Origin of the sequence: Micromonospora sp. CB01531, assembly GCF_001905095.1 — a bacterium.
Lineage (GTDB): Bacteria > Actinomycetota > Actinomycetes > Mycobacteriales > Micromonosporaceae > Micromonospora.
On record NZ_LWLS01000001.1, the window covers coordinates 325,093 to 345,066 of the forward strand.

At 73.5% G+C, this 19,974-nt stretch carries 17 protein-coding genes; 11 read left to right on the forward strand and 6 right to left on the reverse strand.

Annotation, left to right across the window (positions count from 1 at the left end; genetic code table 11):
- The first annotated feature begins 218 nt into the window (after nt 1-218).
- On the forward strand, nt 219-3,818 hold the full coding sequence (smc, locus tag A6A27_RS01540) for a chromosome segregation protein SMC (protein ID WP_073832503.1): 3,600 nt from the start codon (nt 219-221) through the stop codon (nt 3,816-3,818).
- Nucleotides 3,815-4,432: an HAD family hydrolase gene (locus A6A27_RS01545; RefSeq protein ID WP_073832504.1), complete on the forward strand. Its 618-nt coding sequence runs from the start codon at nt 3,815-3,817 to the stop codon at nt 4,430-4,432. The genes smc and A6A27_RS01545 overlap by 4 nt, the downstream gene beginning before the upstream one ends.
- 45 nt (nt 4,433-4,477) lie before the next feature.
- Here A6A27_RS01545 and A6A27_RS01550 read toward each other — a convergent pair whose 3' ends face one another.
- The gene (locus tag A6A27_RS01550) at nt 4,478-5,422 is read right to left on the reverse strand and encodes a superoxide dismutase (protein WP_073832505.1); all 945 of its coding nucleotides are present in this window, start codon (nt 5,420-5,422) and stop codon (nt 4,478-4,480) included.
- Between the two features lie 77 nt (nt 5,423-5,499).
- Here A6A27_RS01550 and A6A27_RS01555 point away from each other — a divergent pair, with 77 nt between their 5' ends.
- Nucleotides 5,500-6,474 (forward strand): ArsR/SmtB family transcription factor, encoded by a 975-nt coding sequence (locus A6A27_RS01555; RefSeq protein ID WP_073832506.1) that lies wholly within the window; start codon nt 5,500-5,502, stop codon nt 6,472-6,474.
- A gap of 12 nt (nt 6,475-6,486) precedes the next feature.
- On the opposite strand, the gene A6A27_RS01560 is transcribed toward A6A27_RS01555, so the two are convergent.
- From A6A27_RS01560 to A6A27_RS01580, 5 genes are all read right to left on the reverse strand, one after another.
- Nucleotides 6,487-7,017, reverse strand: coding sequence for a DinB family protein (locus A6A27_RS01560; protein WP_073832507.1), 531 nt, complete (start codon nt 7,015-7,017; stop codon nt 6,487-6,489).
- 113 nt (nt 7,018-7,130) lie between these two features.
- Nucleotides 7,131-7,622 (reverse strand): universal stress protein, encoded by a 492-nt coding sequence (locus tag A6A27_RS01565; protein WP_073832508.1) that lies wholly within the window; start codon nt 7,620-7,622, stop codon nt 7,131-7,133.
- Between the two features lie 83 nt (nt 7,623-7,705).
- Complete coding sequence (locus A6A27_RS01570) at nt 7,706-9,325, reverse strand: MDR family MFS transporter (RefSeq protein WP_073832509.1); 1,620 nt, start codon at nt 9,323-9,325, stop codon at nt 7,706-7,708.
- Nucleotides 9,326-9,439: 114 nt separating this feature from the next.
- Complete coding sequence (locus A6A27_RS01575) at nt 9,440-9,877, reverse strand: MarR family winged helix-turn-helix transcriptional regulator (RefSeq protein WP_241825026.1); 438 nt, start codon at nt 9,875-9,877, stop codon at nt 9,440-9,442.
- A 13-nt stretch (nt 9,878-9,890) separates the two neighbouring features.
- Nucleotides 9,891-11,603, reverse strand: coding sequence for an alkaline phosphatase D family protein (locus A6A27_RS01580; protein WP_073832510.1), 1,713 nt, complete (start codon nt 11,601-11,603; stop codon nt 9,891-9,893).
- Between A6A27_RS01580 and A6A27_RS44065 the strand changes: the two genes are divergently transcribed.
- The 8 genes from A6A27_RS44065 (at nt 11,581) to A6A27_RS01615 (ending at nt 19,960) form a co-directional block, all read left to right on the forward strand.
- Nucleotides 11,581-11,736 (forward strand): hypothetical protein, encoded by a 156-nt coding sequence (locus A6A27_RS44065; RefSeq protein ID WP_158073928.1) that lies wholly within the window; start codon nt 11,581-11,583, stop codon nt 11,734-11,736. The genes A6A27_RS01580 and A6A27_RS44065 overlap by 23 nt on opposite strands.
- Nucleotides 11,737-11,749: 13 nt before the next feature.
- The gene (gene ftsY / locus A6A27_RS01585; RefSeq protein WP_073832511.1) at nt 11,750-12,949 is read left to right on the forward strand and encodes a signal recognition particle-docking protein FtsY; all 1,200 of its coding nucleotides are present in this window, start codon (nt 11,750-11,752) and stop codon (nt 12,947-12,949) included.
- 10 nt (nt 12,950-12,959) lie between these two features.
- Entirely contained in the window at nt 12,960-13,820 is an 861-nt protein-coding gene (locus A6A27_RS01590) for a phosphotransferase (protein ID WP_073832512.1), read from the forward strand.
- A 292-nt stretch (nt 13,821-14,112) separates the two neighbouring features.
- The gene (locus A6A27_RS01595) at nt 14,113-15,414 is read left to right on the forward strand and encodes an ammonium transporter (RefSeq protein WP_241825035.1); all 1,302 of its coding nucleotides are present in this window, start codon (nt 14,113-14,115) and stop codon (nt 15,412-15,414) included.
- 25 nt (nt 15,415-15,439) lie between these two features.
- Nucleotides 15,440-15,778, forward strand: a complete 339-nt coding sequence (locus A6A27_RS01600; RefSeq protein WP_198940156.1) for a P-II family nitrogen regulator — start codon at nt 15,440-15,442, stop codon at nt 15,776-15,778.
- A 10-nt stretch (nt 15,779-15,788) separates the two neighbouring features.
- A complete protein-coding gene (locus tag A6A27_RS01605; RefSeq protein WP_073832515.1) occupies nt 15,789-18,164 on the forward strand; it encodes a [protein-PII] uridylyltransferase in 2,376 nt (791 codons plus the stop codon).
- A gap of 82 nt (nt 18,165-18,246) precedes the next feature.
- Complete coding sequence (locus A6A27_RS01610) at nt 18,247-19,149, forward strand: ABC transporter ATP-binding protein (protein ID WP_073832516.1); 903 nt, start codon at nt 18,247-18,249, stop codon at nt 19,147-19,149.
- Nucleotides 19,139-19,960: an ABC transporter permease subunit gene (locus A6A27_RS01615; RefSeq protein ID WP_073832517.1), complete on the forward strand. Its 822-nt coding sequence runs from the start codon at nt 19,139-19,141 to the stop codon at nt 19,958-19,960. Before A6A27_RS01610 ends, A6A27_RS01615 begins: the two co-directional genes overlap by 11 nt.
- The last annotated feature ends 14 nt before the right edge of the window (nt 19,961-19,974 follow it).

Sequence of the window (19,974 nt, forward strand, 5' to 3'; positions counted from 1 at the left end):
GCGTCACATCTTCCGATCTGGTGATCGTCCGGAAATTGCCGCCGGTGACCGTGGCCGCGAATACGATCTTGCAGTTTCGTGACGTCGCCAGGAACCGGACATGACCGGCGCGGGGTGGGTCGCGTACCGAGCTCCCCCCGGCGGCGGGTTAGTCTGCGGGTTCACCAGGTCCGCGCAGCCGGCGACGGTACGGCGGCCACCGGACGAGGATCGAGAAGGTGCATCTCAAGAGCCTGACGGTGAAGGGCTTCAAATCCTTCGCCTCCGCGACGACGCTGAAGCTGGAGCCCGGGATCACCTGCGTGGTCGGCCCGAACGGCTCCGGCAAGTCCAACGTCGTCGACGCCATCGCCTGGGTGCTCGGTGAGCAGGGCGCCAAGGCGCTGCGCGGCGGCAAGATGGAGGACGTCATCTTCGCCGGCACCGCCGGCCGGGCGCCGCTGGGCCGCGCCGAGGTCACCCTCACCATCGACAACACCGACGGCGCGCTGCCGATCGAGTACACCGAGGTCTCCATCACCCGCCGGATGTTCCGCTCCGGCGAGAGCGAGTACGAGATCAACGGCGACTCCTGCCGGCTGCTCGACATCCAGGAGCTGCTGTCGGACTCCGGCATCGGCCGGGAGATGCACATCATCGTCGGTCAGGGCCGGCTCGACGGCATGCTGCACGCCAAACCGGAGGACCGCCGCGCGTTCATCGAGGAGGCGGCCGGCGTCCTCAAGCACCGCAAGCGCAAGGAGAAGGCGCTGCGGAAGCTCGACGCGATGCAGACCAACCTCAACCGGCTCACCGACCTCACCGCCGAGCTGCGCCGCCAGCTCAAGCCGCTGGGCCGGCAGGCCGAGGTGGCCCGCCGCGCCGCCGCCATCCAGGCCAACCTGCGCGACGCCCGGCTGCGGCTGCTCGCCGACGACCTGTACACCCTGCGGACCACGCTCGACAAGGAGATCGCCGACGAGACCGCGCTGCGTGAGCGGCGCGAACAGATCGAGGCGGAGCACACCAAGGTGCAGGCCCGCCTCGGTGAGCTGGAGGCCGCCCTCGCCGAGGACGCCCCGTTGCTCGCCGCGGCCCAGGACACCTGGTACAAGCTCTCCGCACTCCAGGAGCGGTTCCGTTCCATCGAGCAGCTCGCCCGGGAGCGGCTGCGCCACCTCAGCGCCACCCCCGACGACGAGCGGCCCGGCCGCGACCCCGACCAGCTGGAGGCGGAGTCGCAGCGGGTCCGCGAGCAGGAGGAGGAGCTGCGCGCGGCGCTCACCGAGGACCAGATCCGGCTGGCCGAGGCGGTCGAGCACCGGCAGGAGCTGGAACGGCAGCTCGCCGCCGCCGAGCGGGAACTGGTCGCGGCGGCCAAGGCCATCGCCGACCGGCGGGAGGGGTTGGCCCGGCTGACCGGCCAGGTCAACTCGGCCCGGGCGCGCACCACCAGCGCCGGCGAGGAGATCGAACGGCTCGCCGCCGCGCACGCCGACGCACTGGCCCGCGCCGAGACGGCCCAGGCCGAGCTCGACGCGGTCGCCGAGCAGTCCACCGAGGCGGACCGGGACAACGCCGACCTGGACGCCCGGCACGCCGAGGCGGTGGCCGCCCACGAGAAGGCGCAGGCCGGGGTCCGCAGCCTCGCCGACGCCGAGCGAGCCGCCGAAAAGGACGCGGCCACTTGGAAGGCCCGGGAGGAGGCGCTCGCCCTCGGCCTGCGCCGCAAGGACGGTGCCGGGGCGCTGCTGGCCCGCGCCGACCAGGTGCCCGGCCTGCTGGGCAGCCTCTCCGGGCTGCTCACCGTCGCGCCCGGCCATGAGGCGGCGCTCGCCGCCGCGCTCGGCGGGCTCGCCGACGCGGTCGCCGTCACCGGCGTGGACGAGGCCGTCGAGGCGATGCGCCTGCTCAAGATCTCCGACGCCGGGCGGGCCGGCCTGCTGGTCCGCAGCTCCGCTGGGCCCGGCATGGACGGCCCGGCCGACGCGCTGCGCCCGAAACTGCCCGACCGCGCCCACTGGGCCCCCGACCTGGTGGAATGCTCCGCCGAGATCCGCCCGGCGGTGCACCGGGCGCTGCGTGACGTGGTGCTGGTCGACGACCTGTCGGCCGCGGCCGAGCTGGTCGCCGGCAACCCGGAGCTGCGCGCGGTCACCCCGGACGGCGACGTGGTCGGCGCGTACGCGGCGGCCGGCGGGTCGGCCAAGGCGCCCAGCTACATCGAGGTGCAGGCGGCCGTCGAGGAGGCCCGGACCAACCGGCTCGTCGCCGAGCGCAGCAGTGCCGAACTGCGCGAGCAGCTCGTCGAGGCGCGCGCCGAGGTGGCCGTTGCGAAGGAGGCCGTACAGCACGCCGCCGCCGCCAAGCGGGAGGCGGAGAGCCACCGCAACGCCGCCGCCCGCCGGCTGGCCGAGCTGGGTGCCGCCGCGCGGTCGGCGAAGGCCGAGACCGACCGGCTCGGCGAGTCCCGGGCCCGCGCCGAGGCGGCCCGGGAACGCGACCTGCAGGCGCTGGCCGAGCTTGAGGAGCGGCTGCGACTGGCCGAGGTCACCCCGATCGACGCCGAACCGTCCACCGAGGAGCGCGACCAGCTCGCCGCGATGGTGCCGCAAGCCCGGCAGAACGAGATGGAGGTTCGGCTCGCCGTGCGTACCGCCGAGGAGCGGGTCTCCTCGATCGCCGGCCGGGCCGACTCCCTCGCGCGGCAGGCGAACGCCGAGCGTGCCGCGCGGGAGCGCGCGGCAGCCCGGCGGGCGGCCCGCACCCGCGGCGCGGCCATCGCCCGGGCCGTGGTGGGCGGGGCCCGGGAGGCGCTGACCCGGCTTACCGTCTCCATCGCCCGTGCCGAGGAGCAGCGCGACGCCGTGGCCCGCGACCGCGCCGCCCGCGAGGCCGAGCTGTCCGAGGTACGCGGCGCGGCCAAACGGCTCGGCGCCGAACTGGAACGGCTGACCAGCCAGGTGCACCGGGACGAGGTGGCCCGCGCCGAGCAGCGGCTGCGCATCGAGCAGTTGGAGGCGAAGGCCGCCGAGGACTTCGGCCTCGACGTGGCGACGCTGATCGCCGAGTACGGCCCGGACCAGTTGGTCCCGCCCACCGACGCGGACGTCGCGGCGGCGGAGAAGGACGGCCTGCCGGTGCCCGAGCCGGTCCGCTACGAGCGGCCGGTGCAGGAGAAGCGGGCCGCCAAGGCGGAACGGGAGCTGGCTCTGCTCGGCAAGGTCAACCCGCTCGCCCTCGAGGAGTTCGCCGCGCTGGAGGAGCGCTACAAGTTCCTCTCCGAGCAGTTGGAGGACCTGAAGGCCACCCGACGGGACTTGCTCACCGTGGTCAAGGACGTCGACGACCGGATCCTGGAGGTCTTCGCCAGCGCGTTCGAGGACACCGCGCGGGAGTTCGAGCAGGTGTTCACCGTACTCTTCCCCGGTGGCGAGGGGCGGCTGGTGCTCACCGACCCGGAGGATCTGCTGACCACCGGTGTCGAGGTGGAGGCCCGGCCGCCCGGCAAGAAGATCAAGCGGCTGTCGCTGCTCTCCGGCGGGGAGCGTTCGCTGACCGCGGTGGCCATGTTGGTGGCGATCTTCCGCGCCAGGCCCAGCCCGTTCTACATCATGGACGAGGTGGAGGCGGCCCTCGACGACGTGAACCTGGGCCGCCTGATCACGCTGCTGGCGCAGCTGCGCGAGAAGAGCCAGCTCATCGTCATCACCCACCAGAAGCGGACCATGGAGATCGCCGACGCGCTGTACGGCGTGACCATGCGCAGCGGGGTCACCCAGGTGATCAGCCAACGGCTCAATCGGGCCGACGACGACGGGCAGGAGAAAGACGAGTGAGTCGGGAACGCGCGACGACGCTCCTGGTGGACTTCGACGGCGTGCTGCGCCGGTGGGACCCGGCGGTGGCCGCCGGCGTCGAGCAGGAGTACGGGCTCACCGAGGGCGTCCTCGGCGAGATCGCCATGTCGTGGGGGCTGCTCCAGCCGGTGCTCACCGGACAGGTCAGCCACGCCCAGTGGATGGCCAGCGTGTCGGACGCGCTCACCCTGTCGGTGGGTGCCGAACGGGCCCGCGCCGCGGTCGAGGAGTGGCAGCGCTACCGGGGCGAAATCGACCTGGAGGTGCTCGCCTTCATCCGCCAGGTGCGGGAGGCGGGCGTACGGGTGGGGCTGGGCACCAACGCCACCGACCAACTCGACGCAGACCTGGCCGCCCTCGGCCTCACCGACGACTTCGACGCGGTGGTCAACTCCTCGGTGGTCGGGGTGAACAAGCCGGCCAAGGAGTACTTCCAGGCGGCCTGTGCGGCGCTGGAGACATCGCCGTCGCGGGTGCTGTTCGTCGACGACGAGGACCGGTCGATCTCCGGCGCCCGCGCGGCCGGCCTCTCCGCGCACCGCTGGACCGGCCCTGGCGACCTGCGCTACCTGCGCGCCGCGCTGGCCTTCTGACGCCGCGGGCGGGCCGCCCCCGTGCGCGGCCCGCCCGGTCACGGGTCAGTGCAGCCCCGGCACCTCTGTCACGGTGAAGGGTGGGGCCGGATCGGGCGCGTTGAGCTGGCTGTTCACCCACAGCAGGCGGCCGGCGTCCCGGGCCAGGGTGGTAGGGGACTGCGCCAGCGGAGCCGGGGTCGACTGCCGGATCACCTGAGCCTTCCGCCGGTCGGCGTCCAGCAGCGCCAGGTTCACCGCGAAGCTCCAGCCGCCCTGGCCGTCCGGGAAGTTGACCACCCCGTAGAGGCGGTTGCCGTCGAGCAGCAGCCCGTCGGCCCCCATCCCGCCCCCGGTCACCGCCACCTCGGTGACCCTCCGGTCCGCCAGGTCCACCCGCCAGAGACGTTCGGTGCCGGGTTCGCCGGTGCCCTGGTCGGCGACGAGCGCGACCCGACCGTCGGCGGTCACGACAATTCCGTTGAGGAAGCCGGGCGCGGTCGGGAAGTCGACCGGCGCCAGCCACCGGGTGAGCGCACCGACCTCCGTGCCGTCGAGGGCGGCCCGCCACACCGTGCCCGTGGCCGAGTCGGTGAGGTAGACGGCGTCGGCGATTGCCACGTCGTTGAGGGCGGCACCGGCGGCGACCCGGCGGGCCAGCAACGTGCCGTCCGGGGCGTACACGAAGAGGGCACCGGTGTCCCAGCCAGCCACGTAGAGCCGTCCGTGCCGGTCCACCTGCACCCCCGCGGCGCGGGTTCGACCGTCGGCGCCAGCGGGGAGGAACGGGTGGAGGCTCGGGTAGCGGGTGTCGCCGCGGTAGACGGCTCCGGTGGCGACGCTGGTGACGTACATGGTGCCGGCGGGGGTGACCGCGATGCCCTCGGGCCGCACGCCGGGCTCGCGGGAGACGACGTAGGTGTCCGGACGGATGGCTTCGGCGAGCGCAGGCTGCGGCACGATGGTCAGTACCGTCATGCCCGCGGTGGCCGCGGCAAGGAGGATCTTCATGGGCCTGAGGTTGGGCTGAGCGCGATCCTTCCTCCACCACCTTTCAGCCTGGCCCGAAAGGTGGTTAGCGTGCCCGGGTGACCACGTTGCACCTCAACGCGGCGGACCTCAGCCGTACCGTCCTGCGGTCCGCCCCGGCGGTGCTGCTGGAGCTCGGATCCGCCGGCCAGCGCCTGTTCCAGGCCGGCATCCCGGATCACCTCGCCGAATGGCGGGGCCGTACCCGCGCCGCCCTGCGGTCCGAGATGCGTCCCTACCTGGACCTGTGCCGGCTGCCGCACTGGTTTCCCGACTTCCTGACGCCGCCCCGGCTCGGCAGCGATCTCGGCACTGCCCTCGATGAGGTGGCCGGTGCCCCGACCGAGGCCCTCGCCGCCGAGCTGTGTCCCAGGATCGACGCCGGTGACCTGCCACCCCGCGTCGCGGCCCTCGCCGCCGGTGACCCCGACGCCCGGGCCCAACTCCAGGCGGCGATGGTGGCCTTCTATGCAGTGGCGGTGGCACCCTACTGGGAGACCATCACCGCGGCGGTGGGGGCCGACCGGGCCGTACGCGGACACACCATGCTGGACGCCGGGATCGACCGGGTGCTGCGGGATCTCAGCCCGTACCTGTCGTGGACCTCGTCCGGGGAGCGGTACGAGTTGGCGTACCGGTGCGCGGTCGCCGATGACCTAGAGCTGGTGCCCGGGGGCCGCGGGGTCACGCTGGTGCCGTCGTACTTCGTGCCACAGCCGTGCGTGCTCGACGATCCGGACGGGCCGTTGGTGCTGGCGTACCCGATCAGGCCGGCCCGGCGAAAGCTGACCACCGGCCGGCCGTTGGCGGATCTGCTGGGACGCACCCGGGCGGCGGTGCTGGCGGCGGTGGTGGACGGCCCCAGCACCTCCCAGCTCGCCCGGGCGCTCGGTATCTCGGTCGCCTCCGCCAGCCAGCATGCCTCGACCCTGCGAGCGGCCGGCCTGATCACGTCGCACCGTGACGGTGCCACCGTGCGGCATGCGCTCACCCCGCTGGGTGAGCACCTGCTGCGGGCCGGGCGCCCGCGGTGACGCCCGCTCCGCTCAGTCGCCGGTGACGCCGTCGATCCGCTCGCGGATCAGGTCGGCGTGCCCGTTGTGCCGGGCGTACTCCTCGATCATGTGGACGTACACCCAGCGGACGTTGATCTCGTCGGCCCCGCCGTCGCGGCGTCGGCGGGTGAATGTCTGGTCCAACCTGAGGTTGGCGGCGGCCTGCCGGGCCGCCTCGACCTCGGCGGCGTAGGCGGCGAAGTCGGCCGCCGCGTCGGCGTCGGCGATGTCGTCCAGGTCCCCGTCCGGGGAGGCGTCGGTGCAGTAGACGCTGTCGAGCGGCTGGCCGGCGGCCCGGATCCGGAACCACCAGCGCTCGACCTCGGTCAGGTGCCGGACGAGGCCGAGCAGGGTGAGGCCGGACGGCTCGACGCTCGGGGTCTTCAACCGCTCGGCGGTCAGGCCCGCACACTTCAGCAGCAGGGTGTCGCGGTGGTAGTCGAGCCAGCCTTCGAGCATGGTGCGCTCGTCGCCGACGTAGGGCTCGTTCTTCCGGGTGATCTCCGGTGCTCTCCAGGTCATGCCCGCCATCCTGGCGAGCGAGTCCGACACCGGCGACCCGATTACCGCCCGCGGCGGTGAAAAAGGCCCCTCACCACGCGCCAGGCATGGCGAGGGGCCCCCTTCCGCTCAGCTCAGGGCACCACCACGACGGGCCAGCGGCCGGTGCGCACCAGGCGGGTGGCGACCGAGCCGACCAGCCGGTGCCCGGCCTGCTCGGACGCCCCGACCACCACCAGGTCGGCCCGGGTCTCGTCGGCCGCCGCGCAGAGTTCGGTGTACGCGTCCCCGCGCCGGCACAGGAAGGTGACCGGCAGGCCCAGTTCCTCGGCCCCGCGCCGGCACTCGTCGCGCAGCTCGGCGGCCAGCTCGTCGTGGGTCCGCTGGATCGCCCCGGCCACCACCCCGGTCATGATCCCGGCGTACGGGGTCGGGGAACTGACGAACACCACGACCAGGCCGGACCGTTGCCGGCGGGCCAGCCCGGCCGCGTACGCGGCGGCGCGCAGCGAGGTGCGGGTGCCGTCCACGCCGACCAGCACCACCCGGGGGCCGTCCGTGCCGCGTTCGAACGGCAGCGGCCGGGCCTCCGGGCCGTACTCCTCACGCTCGACGGACGCACTCATGCCGTCGCCTCCCTACGGTCGGCGAAGCCATGAGGCACCGACGCACTGAGCTGGCTGATTCGCTCGCTCCGCTCGCTCATGGGTCACTCCTGGATGCCGGTCCGGACCACCGAGGCCCCGCCGCCGGTGGCGACGGTCGACTCCCGCTCGACCTCGGCCGAGATCGCGTCGCCGTTGTGCCGGCGCAGCGGCACCTCCTTGATGAAGACGACCGCGATCAGCGCGATCAGGCCGAACGGGGCGGCGGCCAGGAAGATGTCCCCGGCCCCGTGCCCGTACGCGGCCTCGACGACCGCCCGGATCGGGGCGGGCAGCGTGTGTACGTCGGGCAGGGTGCCGCCGCTGCCGGAGCTGGACGCCTTGATGCCGAGTCCGGCCAGCCCCTCCGCGAGGTAGTCCTTGACCTTGTGGCCGAGCACCGCGCCGAGCGCGCTCACGCCGATCGCGCCGCCGAGGCTACGGAAGAAGGCGACCACCGAGCTCGCCGCGCCGAGTTCGTGCGTGCCGACCGTGTTCTGCACGGCGAGCACCAGGTTCTGCATGGTCATGCCGAGCCCGAGGCCGATCAGCGCCATGAAGATGGCGATCCGCCAGTACGGGGTGTCCGCGCGCAGCGTGCCCATGGTGGCGAAGCCGGCGGTGAGCAGGACCGAGCCGGCGACCAGGTACCGCTTCCAGCGGCCGGTGTTGGTGATGATCCGGCCGACGACCGTGGAGGCGACCAGCAGGCCGCCGATCATCGGCAGGGTCATCAGGCCGGACATGGTCGGGCTCTGGCCGCGGCTGATTTGGAAGTACTGGCCGAGGAAGACCGAGGCGCCGAACATGCCCACGCCGACCGCGATGCTGGCGACCACGGCCAGGGTGATGGTGCGGCTACGGAACAGGCGCGGCGGGATCAGCGGCTCGCTGGCCCGCTGCTCCACCCGGATGGCCAGCGCGCCGAGCAGCACCGCCCCGACCACCATGACCGCGCTCTGCCAGGAGATCCAGTCGTACTTGTCGCCGGCCAGGGTGACCCAGATGAGCAGCAGCGAGACGGCCGCGGTGATCAGGGTGGCGCCCCACCAGTCGATCTTCGCCGGGCGCTTCACCACGGGCAGGTGCAGGGTCTTCTGGAGCACGATCAGGGCGAGCACGGCGAACGGCACGCCGACGTAGAAGCACCAGCGCCAGCCGAGCCAGTCGGTGTCGACGATGACGCCACCGATGAGCGGGCCGCCGATGGTGCCGAGCGCCATCACGGCGCCGAGGTAGCCGCTGTAGCGGCCGCGCTCACGTGGAGCGATCATCGTCGCCATGATCACCTGGGCGAGGGCGGTCAGGCCGCCCGCGCCGACGCCCTGGAGCACCCGGCAGGCGATGAGCTCGCCGGTGGTCTGCGACTGCCCGGCCAGCACCGAGCCCAGCACGAAGATGCCGAGGGCGAGCTGGACCAGGACCTTCTTGCTGGTCAGGTCGGCGAGCTTGCCCCAGATCGGGGTGGTCGCGGTGGTCGCCAGCAGCGTCGAGGTGACCACCCAGGTGTACGCGGACTGGCCGCCGTGCAGGTCGGTGATGATCCGCGGCAGCGCGTTCGAGACGACCGTGGAGGAGAGGATCGCGACGAACATGCCCAGCAGCAGGCCGGAGAGTGCCTCCAGGATCTGCCGGTGGGTCATGTCGCCGCCGGTCGCCCGGGTGGGCGCTGTCGCCTGGGTCATCGTGATTGCCTCCGGGGCAGGTCGGGGGATGGGTTGCCTCAGGCAACCGTAGAACTTTGGTTGCCTCAAGCAACAACTGGGTGGCGACCGGAGGTATTCCTGGGCGAACCCGGATCAGAAGGTCTCGTTGAACTTGTGCATCAGCCGGGCGAAGTCCTCGACGTCCTGTTTCGGCCAGCTCTCCATCGTGCGCCGGATCTGCCCGAGTCGGGCCGCCCGCGCCGCGTCGAACCGGCGGGTGCCCTCCTCGGTGAGGCTGAGCTGAGCCGCCCGCCGGTCGGTCGGATCCGGGTCACGGCGGACCAGACCCAGCCCCTCCAGGCCGTGGATCTGCCGGCTGAGCGTGCCCTTGCCGATGCCGAGCCGGGCGGCCAGGTCAGTGAGCCGGATCGAGCCGCACCGCCGCAGCCAGAGCAGCAGCCCGTACGCGTTCGGCTCCAGGTTGGGGTGGACCTCCCGGGCGATCTCCCAGGACAGCGCACGTCCGCGGCGCAGCAGCGCGGTCAGCTCGTGCTCCACCGCGCGCAGGGTCTCCGGCAGGTGATCCTCCACGGGGGAAGCGTACTCACGCCCGGTCGCTAAGCTGCTGCCGAGCCACCGTACGGAGGTGGCCGTCGCTGGTGGTGCCCTCGATCACCACCTCGGCCGACCGGCCCCGGTGGGTCAGCGTGGCCACCGCGTTGCCGAAGTACGGCCCGGCCAGCTTCTTCCACCGCACACCCGACCGGGGCACCCCGGCCGAGCGGGCCAGCGCGCGGGCGGCCCCGGCCGGCCCGGGGTGCCAGCCGAGCCGCATCAGCGGGCGCATCCCCGCCGGCACCTGATTGTGGATCGGGGAACAGGTGAGCTGGTGCACCGGGGTGCGGACGCTCCGGTCGGCGAACCGGGCCCGGGCCACGTACGAGTGGTGCACGTCCCCGGAGAGCACGCTGATCGAGGCCGGTGGCGCGTACGCCGGCCCGGCGCCGACCCGCGCCCCCGGCCCGGCGGGGGTCCCGCTGCCCAGCCGGGCGAACAGCTCGGCGAGGGCGTCGAAGGAACGCCGGAACGCCCCCCAGTGCTCCAGGTCGCAGGCCCGCCGGAGCCGCTCGGAGAGCGACGCCACCCAGGGCCGCCGGGAGTCGGCGAGCCGCTCGTTCCACGTCTCGACGTGATGGATGCCCGGCGGCAGCAGCCAGGGCAGCGAGGCGCCGACGACGAGGTGGTCGTAGACGCCGTGCGCCCGGTCGAGGAACCAGGACCACTCGCCCGGCGGCAGCATCGCCCGGTTGCCCGACTCCAGCACCCGGCTGGAGCGGTTGTCCAGCATGACCAGCCGGGTCCGCCCCAGGTCCAGCGCGTAGCTCCACTGGTACTGCACGGCCCGCCAGCGCTCGGTGTCGTGCGCGAGGTCGGCCTCCTTGTCGACCCGGTCGCCGAACTCGTGCAGCACCCCGGTGGCGTCCTCCGCGGCGGTGACCTTGGCGTACACCGGGTCGGCGGCGATCTCGTCCGGGGACAGGTTGCCCAGGTGCTGGTAGACCCAGTAGGAGGCGAGCCCGCTGCGGATCCGCTCCGCCCACCAGGGCTGCTCGCGCATGTCCGCCCGCCACCAGGCCGAGGTGTTCCAGTCGTCGATCACCTCGTGGTCGTCGAAGATCATCACGCTGGGCACGGTGGAGAGCAGCCAGCGGATCTCCGGGTCGCGCCAGGACTCCAGGTAGAGCTTGGTGTACTCGTCGAAGCTCACCACCTGGGTCGCCGGGGCGCCCTTCGGCCGGCGCCGGCGGCGCCTGAGCAGCCGGCGCACGGTCGGCGAGGTGACGTCGGCGTAGACCTGATCGCCGAGGAGCACCAGCAGGTCGGGCCGCGCGGCCGGGTCCGGGTCCGCCATCAACCGCCGGGCGTACGCGTCCAGCGCGTCCGGGGGCAGCTTCCGGGCGGTCGCGTGCTGGGTGGTCTCCCGGCACGAGCCGAAGATCAGGCTCACCGGCTGGTCCCGGTCGTCAGCGGCCCGGGTACGGATCACGCTGGGCGGAAAGCCGCTCTCCGGGACCGGCCAGGCGACCTCGTCGTCGATCAGCACCTCGTAGGTCGTGGCGCTGTCCGGGGCCAGCCCCGCCACCACCACGATCGCGTAGTGGTGGTCGTACGCCGAGAAGGTCGGCGCGCTGCCCGTGGCGCCGCCGGCCGTGCGGACCGTGACCACCGCGGGCGCGCTGGTCTCCACCCAGACCGTCGCCCGTGTGCCGACGACCCGCCGCAGCAGCGGACCGATGAGCAGGCGGGAGCTGGGCACGGGCACCTCCGAGGGGAAAAACGCTCACCTGTTCTACCCGGCCGGCGGGTTCGGCACGCCTGGCTGCGGCGAGCGTACCCGCAGCTCGACCGCGTGCGGAGGCGGTGAGTGGGACGCCGCCGCCGGCATCTGACAGGATTTCGGGCATGAAGGAATACCTCCTCGTCATCATCGCCCTGCTCGGCGTGCTGATCATCGGCGGCCTCAGCCTCGTGGTGCCCCGGCTGCGCCGGCGCCCCGAGCCGCCGCTGCCGAGGACGGAGGTCGAGACCCGGGCTGAGGAGGACCTGGCCGGCCCACCGGTCCAGGCGCCCGAGGCGGAGGTGTCCACCGGGGTCCTGGTCGAGCCGCCGCCGGTGGTCGAGGTGCCGCCGGTGGTCGAGGTGCCGCTCGAGGTGCCCGAGCCCACCGCCGGCCGGCTGGTCCGGCTGCGCTCCCGGCTGTCCCGCTCGCAGAACGTCTTCGGCCGGGGCCTGCTCGGCCTGCTCAGCCGCGAGCGCCTGGACGAGGACGCCTGGGAGGAGATCGAGGACAGCCTGATCACCGCCGACGTCGGCGTCGACGCCACCCGGGAGATCGTCGACCGGCTCCGGGAGCGGACCCGGGTGCTCGGCACGCGGTCCACCGGGGAGCTGCGCGACCTGCTCGCCACCGAGCTGGTCACCGCCCTCGACCCGACGCTGGACCGGTCGCTGAACGCCGACCCCAAGGTGGGCCTGCCCGGGGTGCTCCTGGTGGTCGGGGTCAACGGCGCCGGCAAGACCACCACCTGCGGCAAGATCGCCCGGGTGCTGATCGCCGACGGGCACACCGTGCTGCTCGGCGCGGCCGACACCTTCCGGGCCGCCGCCGCCGACCAGCTGGAGACCTGGGGCAGCCGGGTCGGCGCGGAGACCGTCCGCGGGCCCGAGGCCGCCGACCCGGCCAGCGTCGCCTTCGACGCGGTCAAGCGGGGCATCGACACCCAGGTCGACACCGTGCTGATCGACACCGCCGGCCGCCTGCAGAACAAGATCGGCCTGATGGACGAGCTGGGCAAGGTCAAGCGGGTGGTGGAGAAGCACGGCCCGATCGACGAGACCCTGCTGGTGCTCGACGCCACCACCGGCCAGAACGGCCTGGAGCAGGCCCGGGTCTTCACCGAGGTGGTGAACGTCACCGGCGTGGTGCTGACCAAGCTCGACGGGACCGCCAAGGGCGGCATCGTGATCGCCGTACAGCGCAAGCTCGGCATCCCGGTCAAGCTGGTCGGCCTCGGCGAGGGCCCGGACGACCTGGCCCCGTTCGACCCCGTGCAGTTCGTCGACGCGCTGCTCGGGACCGAGCCGCTCGCCCGGGACGCGTAGCCTCGACGTGATGACCGACGATCGCGCCTACGCCGGGTGGCGCGACCCCAGCCACCCGTCGCCGCGCCTCGGGAGACCGTACGTGACTTCACAGGAGATCCCGCTGCACGGCGGGAACGTGAGCACCGTGGTCCGGGTGGGCGACACGGTCCGGCGCAACGCCGGCCCGTGGACCCCCTCGGTGCACGCCCTGCTGCGGCACCTGGAGTACGTCGGCTTCACCGGCGCCCCGCGCGCCCTCGGCATGGACGAGCGGAACCGGGAGGTCCTGTCGTATCTGGAGGGGGAGTGCGGGGAGTATCCGCTGGCCCCGCACTGGGTCACCGACGAGGCCCTGGTGACCGTGGCGACCATGTTGCGGATGTTCCACGACGCCCAGTACGGCTTCAACCCGCCGCCGGAGGCGGTCTGGCGTTCGTTCGGCCCGCCCCCGCCGGACACCGAGGTGATCTGCCACCACGACGCCGCCCCGCACAACGTGATCTGGCGGCCGGACGGCACGCTCGGGTTGATCGACTTCGACCTGGCCTCGCCCGGCGCGCGGATCTACGACGTGGCGTACGCGGCCTGGACCTGGGTGCCGATCTTCTCCGACCGGGACTCGATCACCCTGGGCTGGAAGCACCCGGACCGGCCCCGCCGGCTGCGGCTGTTCGCCGACGCGTACGGGCTGATCCCGCGCGACCGGCACCGGCTGGTCCGCACCATCCGCAAGCGGGTCGTCGACCACGTCGAGGGCATCCGGCGGATGGCCGCGGCGGGCGACCCGGCCTTCGTCCGGATCGTGCACAAGGGCCACCTCCGGCGCCCCATGCGTGACCTGCGGCTGCTCGACTACGAGCGGCACGCCCTGGAGTACGCCCTGCGCTGACCTCCCATCCCTCGGAAAAGAGTGGCCGCTTCCTCCCCGGAACGGCCACTCTTTCCGATTCCCCGGCCATGATCGGCGTTCTTCACACGCCGGAAACAACCCGTCACCCGCCGGAAATCGAGCGGTGTCGGTGCAGGAAACAGCCGCCGAGCAAGCTTCCGCGCAGCCGGCTGACGGGCGACGCTGCCAGGACTCAGTCGGAAGGAGGACATCCACACCGAGAGGAGGCAGCGTGGAGATCGACACCGGCAACACCGCCTGGTTGCTCCTGTCGTCTGCGCTCGTGCTGCTCATGACGCCGGGTCTCGCGCTGTTCTACGGCGGCCTGAACCGGTCTAAGGGCGTACTCAACATGATGATGATGAGCTTCTCGTCCATCGGGCTCATCAGCATCCTGTGGCTTTTCTACGGCTTCACCGTCGCCTTCGGTGAGGGCGGCAAGTTCATCGGCGACCTGGGGCAGTACCTGGGCACCAAGACGTTCGTCGGCGAGAGCGACCTGTGGGGCGAGACCGGCATCCCGCTCTACGTCTTCATCGCCTTCCAGATGATGTTCGCCGTCATCACCGTCGCCCTGATCAGCGGCGCGCTCTCCGACCGGACGAAGTTCGCCGGCTGGCTGGTGTTCGCCTTCGGCTGGGCCACCCTGGTCTACTTCCCGGTCGCGCACATGGTGTGGGGCGGTGGCCTGATCGGCGGCGACATCGGCGCCCTCGACTTCGCGGGCGGCACGGCCGTGCACATCAACGCCGGCGCCGCGGCGCTCGCGCTGGTGCTGGTCCTCGGCAAGCGGGTCGGCTGGCCCCGGGAGAGCGCCAAGCCGCACAACGTCCCGCTGGTCGCGCTCGGCGCCGGGCTGCTCTGGTTCGGCTGGTTCGGCTTCAACGCCGGCTCCGAGCTGACCGCCGACGGGGTCACCGCGCTGGCCTTCATCAACACCCAGGTGGCCACCGCCGCCGCGCTGCTCGGCTGGCTCGTGGTGGAGTGGGTACGCGACGGCAAGCCGACCCTGGTCGGAGCCTCCTCCGGCGCGGTGGCCGGGCTGGTCGCGATCACCCCGGCGTGCGCGTTCATCACCCCGGCCGCGGCGGTGCTGCTGGGCCTCGTTGCCGGTGCGGTCTGCGCCCTCGCGGTGGGCCTGAAATACCGGCTCGGCTACGACGACTCCCTCGACGTGGTCGGCGTGCACTTCGTCGGCGGGTGGATCGGCTGCCTGTGGATCGGTCTGTTCGGCACGGCCTCGGTGAGCTCGCTGGTGGCCAGCGACGGCCTGCTGGTCGGGGGCAACGCCACCCTGCTCGGCAAGCAGGCGCTGGGCGCGTTGATCGTGACGGTCTACTCCTTCGTGGTCGCCTACGCCCTGGGCTTCGTGATCGACAAGACGATCGGGTTCCGGGTGTCCGCCGAGGCGGAGGTCGAGGGCATCGACGTCGCCGAGCACGCGGAGAGCGCGTACGACCTGTCGGCGACCACGGGCGGCAGCGCTGGTGGCGCGTTCGCGATGGCCGGGATCGGCGCCGCCAAGCCGGGCCCGGGGCACACCGACGAGGCGGACGAGCCCGCCGCGCCGGTCAGCGAGAAGGTCGCCGGTTAACGTTCCTGTGATGGAGGGGATGGACATGAAGCTGGTGACCGCGGTCATCAAGCCGTACCAGCTGGACGCGGTGAAGGAGGCCCTGCACGCCCTCGGCGTGGCCGGCCTGACCGTCAGCGAGGTCCAGGGCTACGGCCGGCAGAAGGGGCACACCGAGGTCTACCGGGGTGCCGAGTACACGGTCGAGTTCCTGCCCAAGATCCGGGTGGAGGTGCTCACCGACGAGATGGAGGTCGACAAGATCGTCGACGCCATCGTGGGCGCCGCCCGTACCGGCAAGATCGGCGACGGCAAGGTCTGGGTGACCGGCGTCGAGGAGGTCGTCCGGGTCCGCACGGGCGAGCGCGGCCTGGACGCCCTCTGAGGATGCCTCGATGACCTCGTTGATCAAGGAGAACGCCTCGGGACACCCCGGGAACGGCGACGCGAACCCCTTGGTCAACGAGGTCGTCGGCGTACCCGGGGGGATCGGGGCCCAGGCGCGGGCGCAGCGGGCGGAGGCGATCGACCGGTGGTTGCGGTCGGTGTTTCCGCGCCGGGCGGGGATCGCGCTGGTCGCGGTCGGCGGGCTGGGCCGGCGGCAGTGCGCGCCGTACGGGGACGTCGACCTGGTGCTGCTGCACGCCGGGGTGCCCGGCATCGACGAGCTGGCCGCCTCGCTCTGGTATCCGATCTGGGACGCCGGGCTGCGCCTCGACCACTCCGTCCGGACCGTCGCCGAGGCGCTCTCCGTCGCCCAGGACGACGTCAAGGTCGCCCTCGGCCTGCTCGACGCCCGCCACGTGGCCGGCGATGCGGCCCTCGCCGACCAGCTCGTCCACACCGCCGCCGACCACTGGCGGCGCACCGCCGTCCGGCAGCTTCCGCGGCTGCGGGAGATCACTGCCGCCCGCTGGGAGACCCACGGCGAGCTGGCCTTCCTCCTCGAAGGCGACCTGAAGGAGGCCGCCGGCGGGCTGCGCGACGTCGGCCTCCTGCGGGCCATCGCCACCGCCGGCGTGACCGACGCGCTGCGCCCCGCCGTGCACGCCGCCCACCGGCGGCTCCTCGACACCCGCGACGCCCTGCACCAGCAGGTCGGCCGCCGGGTCGACCGGCTCGTCGCCCAGGAACGCGACGGCGTCGCCGGGCTGCTCGGGCTGCGGCAACTCCAGCTCGACGCGTCCGGCGCCGCCGGGGGCGTGGTGGACGACGGTGACGCGTTGCTGCGCCGGGTCGCCGGGGACGCGCGGACCGTCAGCCACGCCCTCGACGACGCCTGGCGGGCCGCCGACCGGCTCCGCTCCGGGCGCCGCCGGGGCACCGACGGCCGGCCGGTCCGCCGCCCCGTCGCCCGGGACGTCGTCGAACACGACGGCGAGCTGGTGCTGGCCCGCACCGCCATCGGCGCCCGGCCCGACCCTAGCCTGTCTCTGCGGGTCGCCGCCGCCGCGGCCATCACCCGGCTCCCGATCGCCCGGGCCACCTGCGAGTGGCTTGCCGCGTACTGCCCGCCGCTGCCCGCGCCCTGGCCGCCGGCCGCCCTGGCCGCGCTGATCACCCTCCTCGGGGCCGGTCCCGGCCTGGTGCCCGCCTGGGAGACCTGCGACCGGTACGGCCTGGTCGACCGCTGGCTGCCCGAGTGGATCCGGCTGCGCAGCCTGCCCCAGCACAACCCGGTGCACCGGTTCACCCTCGACCGGCACCTGGTGCAGACCGCGTACGAGGCGAGCCGGCACACCCGCGAGGTGGACCGCCCCGACCTGCTGCTGCTCGGCGCGCTCCTGCACGACATCGGCAAGGGACTGCCCGGCGACGGTGCCGCCGGGCGGGCCGGCAGGCATGAGCCGGACGGCGCCTTCGTGGACCACAGTATCGTCGGGGCGCCGCTTGCCGAGGCGGTGGCCGCCCGGATCGGGCTGCCCGCGGCCGAGGCCGCGTTGATCGGCGAACTGGTCCGGCTGCATCTGCTGCTGCCCGACGTGGCGACCCGGCGCGACCTGTCCGACGCGAAGACCGTCGCCGGGGTCGCCGAGCAGGTCGGCGACACCACGACCCTGGAGCTGCTGCACGCCCTGGTCCGGGCCGACGCCGCCGCCACCGGGCCGGCCGCCTGGTCGGACTGGAAGGGGCGGCTCGTCGCCGAGTTGGTCGCCCGGGTGCGTACCGCCCTGGACACCGGCGTGGTGCCGGCGCCGCCCGCCCCGGATCCGGCGCTGGTCTCGGGACCGCTGCCGGTCGTACACGTGGCGGAGGACCGGGTGTCCGTGGCTGCGGCGGACCGACGCGGCCTGCTCGCCACGGTGGCCGGCTGCCTGGCCCTGCACCGGCTGGAGGTGATCTCCGCGGACGCCTCCACGGTCGACGGCCGGGCCCTGGTCGAGTGCCGGGTGCAGCCCCGCTACGGCCTGGCGCCCGACCCGATCGCGCTCACCGCCGATCTGCGCCGCGCGGTTGCCGGCGACGTCTCGGTCACCCAGCGGCTGCGCGGCCGAGCCCTGGCCGCCCGCAGCCAGGGTGCCGCCGCGCCCCGGGTGGTCTGGCACCGCGAGGCGGCCACCGACGCGGTGCTGCTGGAGCTGCGCGCCGCCGACGCGGCCGGACTGCTCTACTGGGTCAGCTGCGCCCTCGACGAGGCCGGCGCCCAGGTCCGGGCGGCCCGGATCTCCACCCTCGGCGCCGACGTGGTGGACGTGTTCTACCTGGTCGGCGGCTGGCCCTCCGACGCCGACCGGGACCGCGTCGAGGCCGCCGTCCTCGCCGCCGTGTAGTCGCCGCCTACGTCCCGGGGCGTAGGCGAGGTGCCGCTCGCGGGGCGACGCCGCCCGACCCGGGAAGCGGCAGTCTCGGGGCATGAACCTGCCAGTGCACACCGAAGGGCTCACCAAACGGTACGGCGCGCTGACCGCCGTCGACGACCTCCACCTGACCGTGCGTCCCGGCGAGGTGTACGGCTTCCTCGGCCCCAACGGCGCCGGCAAGACCACCACCCTGCGCATGCTGCTCGGGCTGGTCCGCCCCACCGCCGGCACGGTACGGCTGCTCGGCCGTCCCCCCGGCGCCGGCCGGCTCACCGGGGTCGGGGCGCTGATCGAGGGGCCCGCCTTCTATCCGTACCTCTCCGGGCGGGACAACCTGACGGTGCTCGCCCGCTACGCCGGGGTCGGCGCCGACCGGGTGGCGCTCGTGCTCGACCTGGTCGACCTCACCGACCGGGCCGGCGACCGGTACGCCGGCTACTCGTTGGGCATGAAGCAGCGGCTCGGCGTCGCCGCCGCCCTGCTCAAGGACCCGCGCCTGCTGATCCTCGACGAGCCGACCAACGGCCTCGACCCGGCCGGCATGGCGGACATGCGCACGCTGATCCGCCGGCTCGGCGCGGGCGGCTGCACCGTCCTGGTCTCCAGCCACCTGCTCGGCGAGGTCGAGCAGGTCTGCGACCGGGTCGGGGTGATCTCCCGGGGGCGGCTGATCGCCGAGGGGAGCGTCGCCGAGCTGCGCGGCACGGCCGGGCTGCGGGTGCTCGCCGACCCGCTCGACGAGGCGGCGGCACGGGTCCGGACGCTCGTCGGCGCCGAGCGGGTGCGGGTGGTCGACGGTGCGCTGGAGCTCGCCGTCGAGCCGGAGCGGGCCGCCTGGCTCAACACCGAGCTGGTCGGCGCCGGGCTCGCCGTGCGCGAGCTGCGCCCCCGCGAACGGGACCTGGAGCAGGTCTTCTTCGACCTCATCGAGAAGGGAACGGCCGATGTCGCGTAGCTTCCGCGCCGAGCTGATCAAGCTGGTCCGACGCCCGGCGACCTGGCTGCTGCTGGCCATCACACTGGTCCTCGCGCTGATCTTCACCTACGTCTTCCCGTACGCCAGCATCGCCGGCGGGACGACCGGGCCGAACACCGACCGGACCCTGCCCATGCTGCTGCCCGACCAGTTGGTCGGCAACTCGCTCGGCGGCCTGCCGGTCTTCCTCGGCTCGATCGTGCTGATCCTCGGGGTGCTCACCGTCGGCGGCGAGTACGGCTGGGGCACCTGGAAGACGGTGCTCTCCCAGGGGCCGTCCCGGCTGGAGGTGTACGCCGGCAAACTGCTCGCCCTCGCCGCCGCCGCGCTGGCCGTGGTGCTCGCCGTGTTCGCGGTCGGGGCGGTGGCCAGCGTGCTCATTGCGCTCGCCGAGGGGCAGCCGGTGCACTGGCCGTCGGTCGGCGACCTGCTCACCGGGATCGGCGCGGGGTGGCTGATCGCGACGATGTGGGCCATGCTCGGTGCCGTGCTCGCCGTCGCCCTGCGGGCGGTGGCGCTCCCGGTCGGGCTGGGGCTGGTGTGGATGCTCGCCGTGCAGAACCTGCTCGCCGCGATCGCCGCGCCGCTGCTCGACTGGGTGGCGCAGGTGCAGAAGGGGCTGCCCGGCCCGAACGCCGGGTCCCTGGCCGCGGCGCTGGGCTCGCCCGGCGACACCCCTGGCGTCGGGGCGACGGTCGGGGGCGGGCAGGCGGCCCTCGTGGTCGCGGCGTACCTGGTCGCCTTCGCCCTGATCGGCGGGGCGCTGCTGCGCCGGCGGGACATCGGCTGAGGTCGGCGGGGAGG

Excerpts from the sequence above, each read along its gene's own strand:
- A6A27_RS01550 (WP_073832505.1), bottom strand. The coding sequence starts at position 5,422 with ATGAAGATCCTCCTTGCCGCGGCCACCGCGGGCATGACGGTACTGACC.
- A6A27_RS01560 (WP_073832507.1), bottom strand. The coding sequence starts at position 7,017 with ATGACCTGGAGAGCACCGGAGATCACCCGGAAGAACGAGCCCTACGTC.
- A6A27_RS01565 (WP_073832508.1), bottom strand. The coding sequence starts at position 7,622 with ATGAGTGCGTCCGTCGAGCGTGAGGAGTACGGCCCGGAGGCCCGGCCG.
- A6A27_RS01570 (WP_073832509.1), bottom strand. The coding sequence starts at position 9,325 with ATGACCCAGGCGACAGCGCCCACCCGGGCGACCGGCGGCGACATGACC.
- A6A27_RS44065 (WP_158073928.1), top strand. The coding sequence starts at position 11,581 with ATGAGCAGGCGGGAGCTGGGCACGGGCACCTCCGAGGGGAAAAACGCT.
- ftsY (WP_073832511.1), top strand. The coding sequence starts at position 11,750 with ATGAAGGAATACCTCCTCGTCATCATCGCCCTGCTCGGCGTGCTGATC.
- A6A27_RS01590 (WP_073832512.1), top strand. The coding sequence starts at position 12,960 with ATGACCGACGATCGCGCCTACGCCGGGTGGCGCGACCCCAGCCACCCG.
- A6A27_RS01595 (WP_241825035.1), top strand. The coding sequence starts at position 14,113 with ATGACGCCGGGTCTCGCGCTGTTCTACGGCGGCCTGAACCGGTCTAAG.
- A6A27_RS01600 (WP_198940156.1), top strand. The coding sequence starts at position 15,440 with ATGAAGCTGGTGACCGCGGTCATCAAGCCGTACCAGCTGGACGCGGTG.
- A6A27_RS01605 (WP_073832515.1), top strand. The coding sequence starts at position 15,789 with ATGACCTCGTTGATCAAGGAGAACGCCTCGGGACACCCCGGGAACGGC.
- A6A27_RS01610 (WP_073832516.1), top strand. The coding sequence starts at position 18,247 with ATGAACCTGCCAGTGCACACCGAAGGGCTCACCAAACGGTACGGCGCG.
- A6A27_RS01615 (WP_073832517.1), top strand. The coding sequence starts at position 19,139 with ATGTCGCGTAGCTTCCGCGCCGAGCTGATCAAGCTGGTCCGACGCCCG.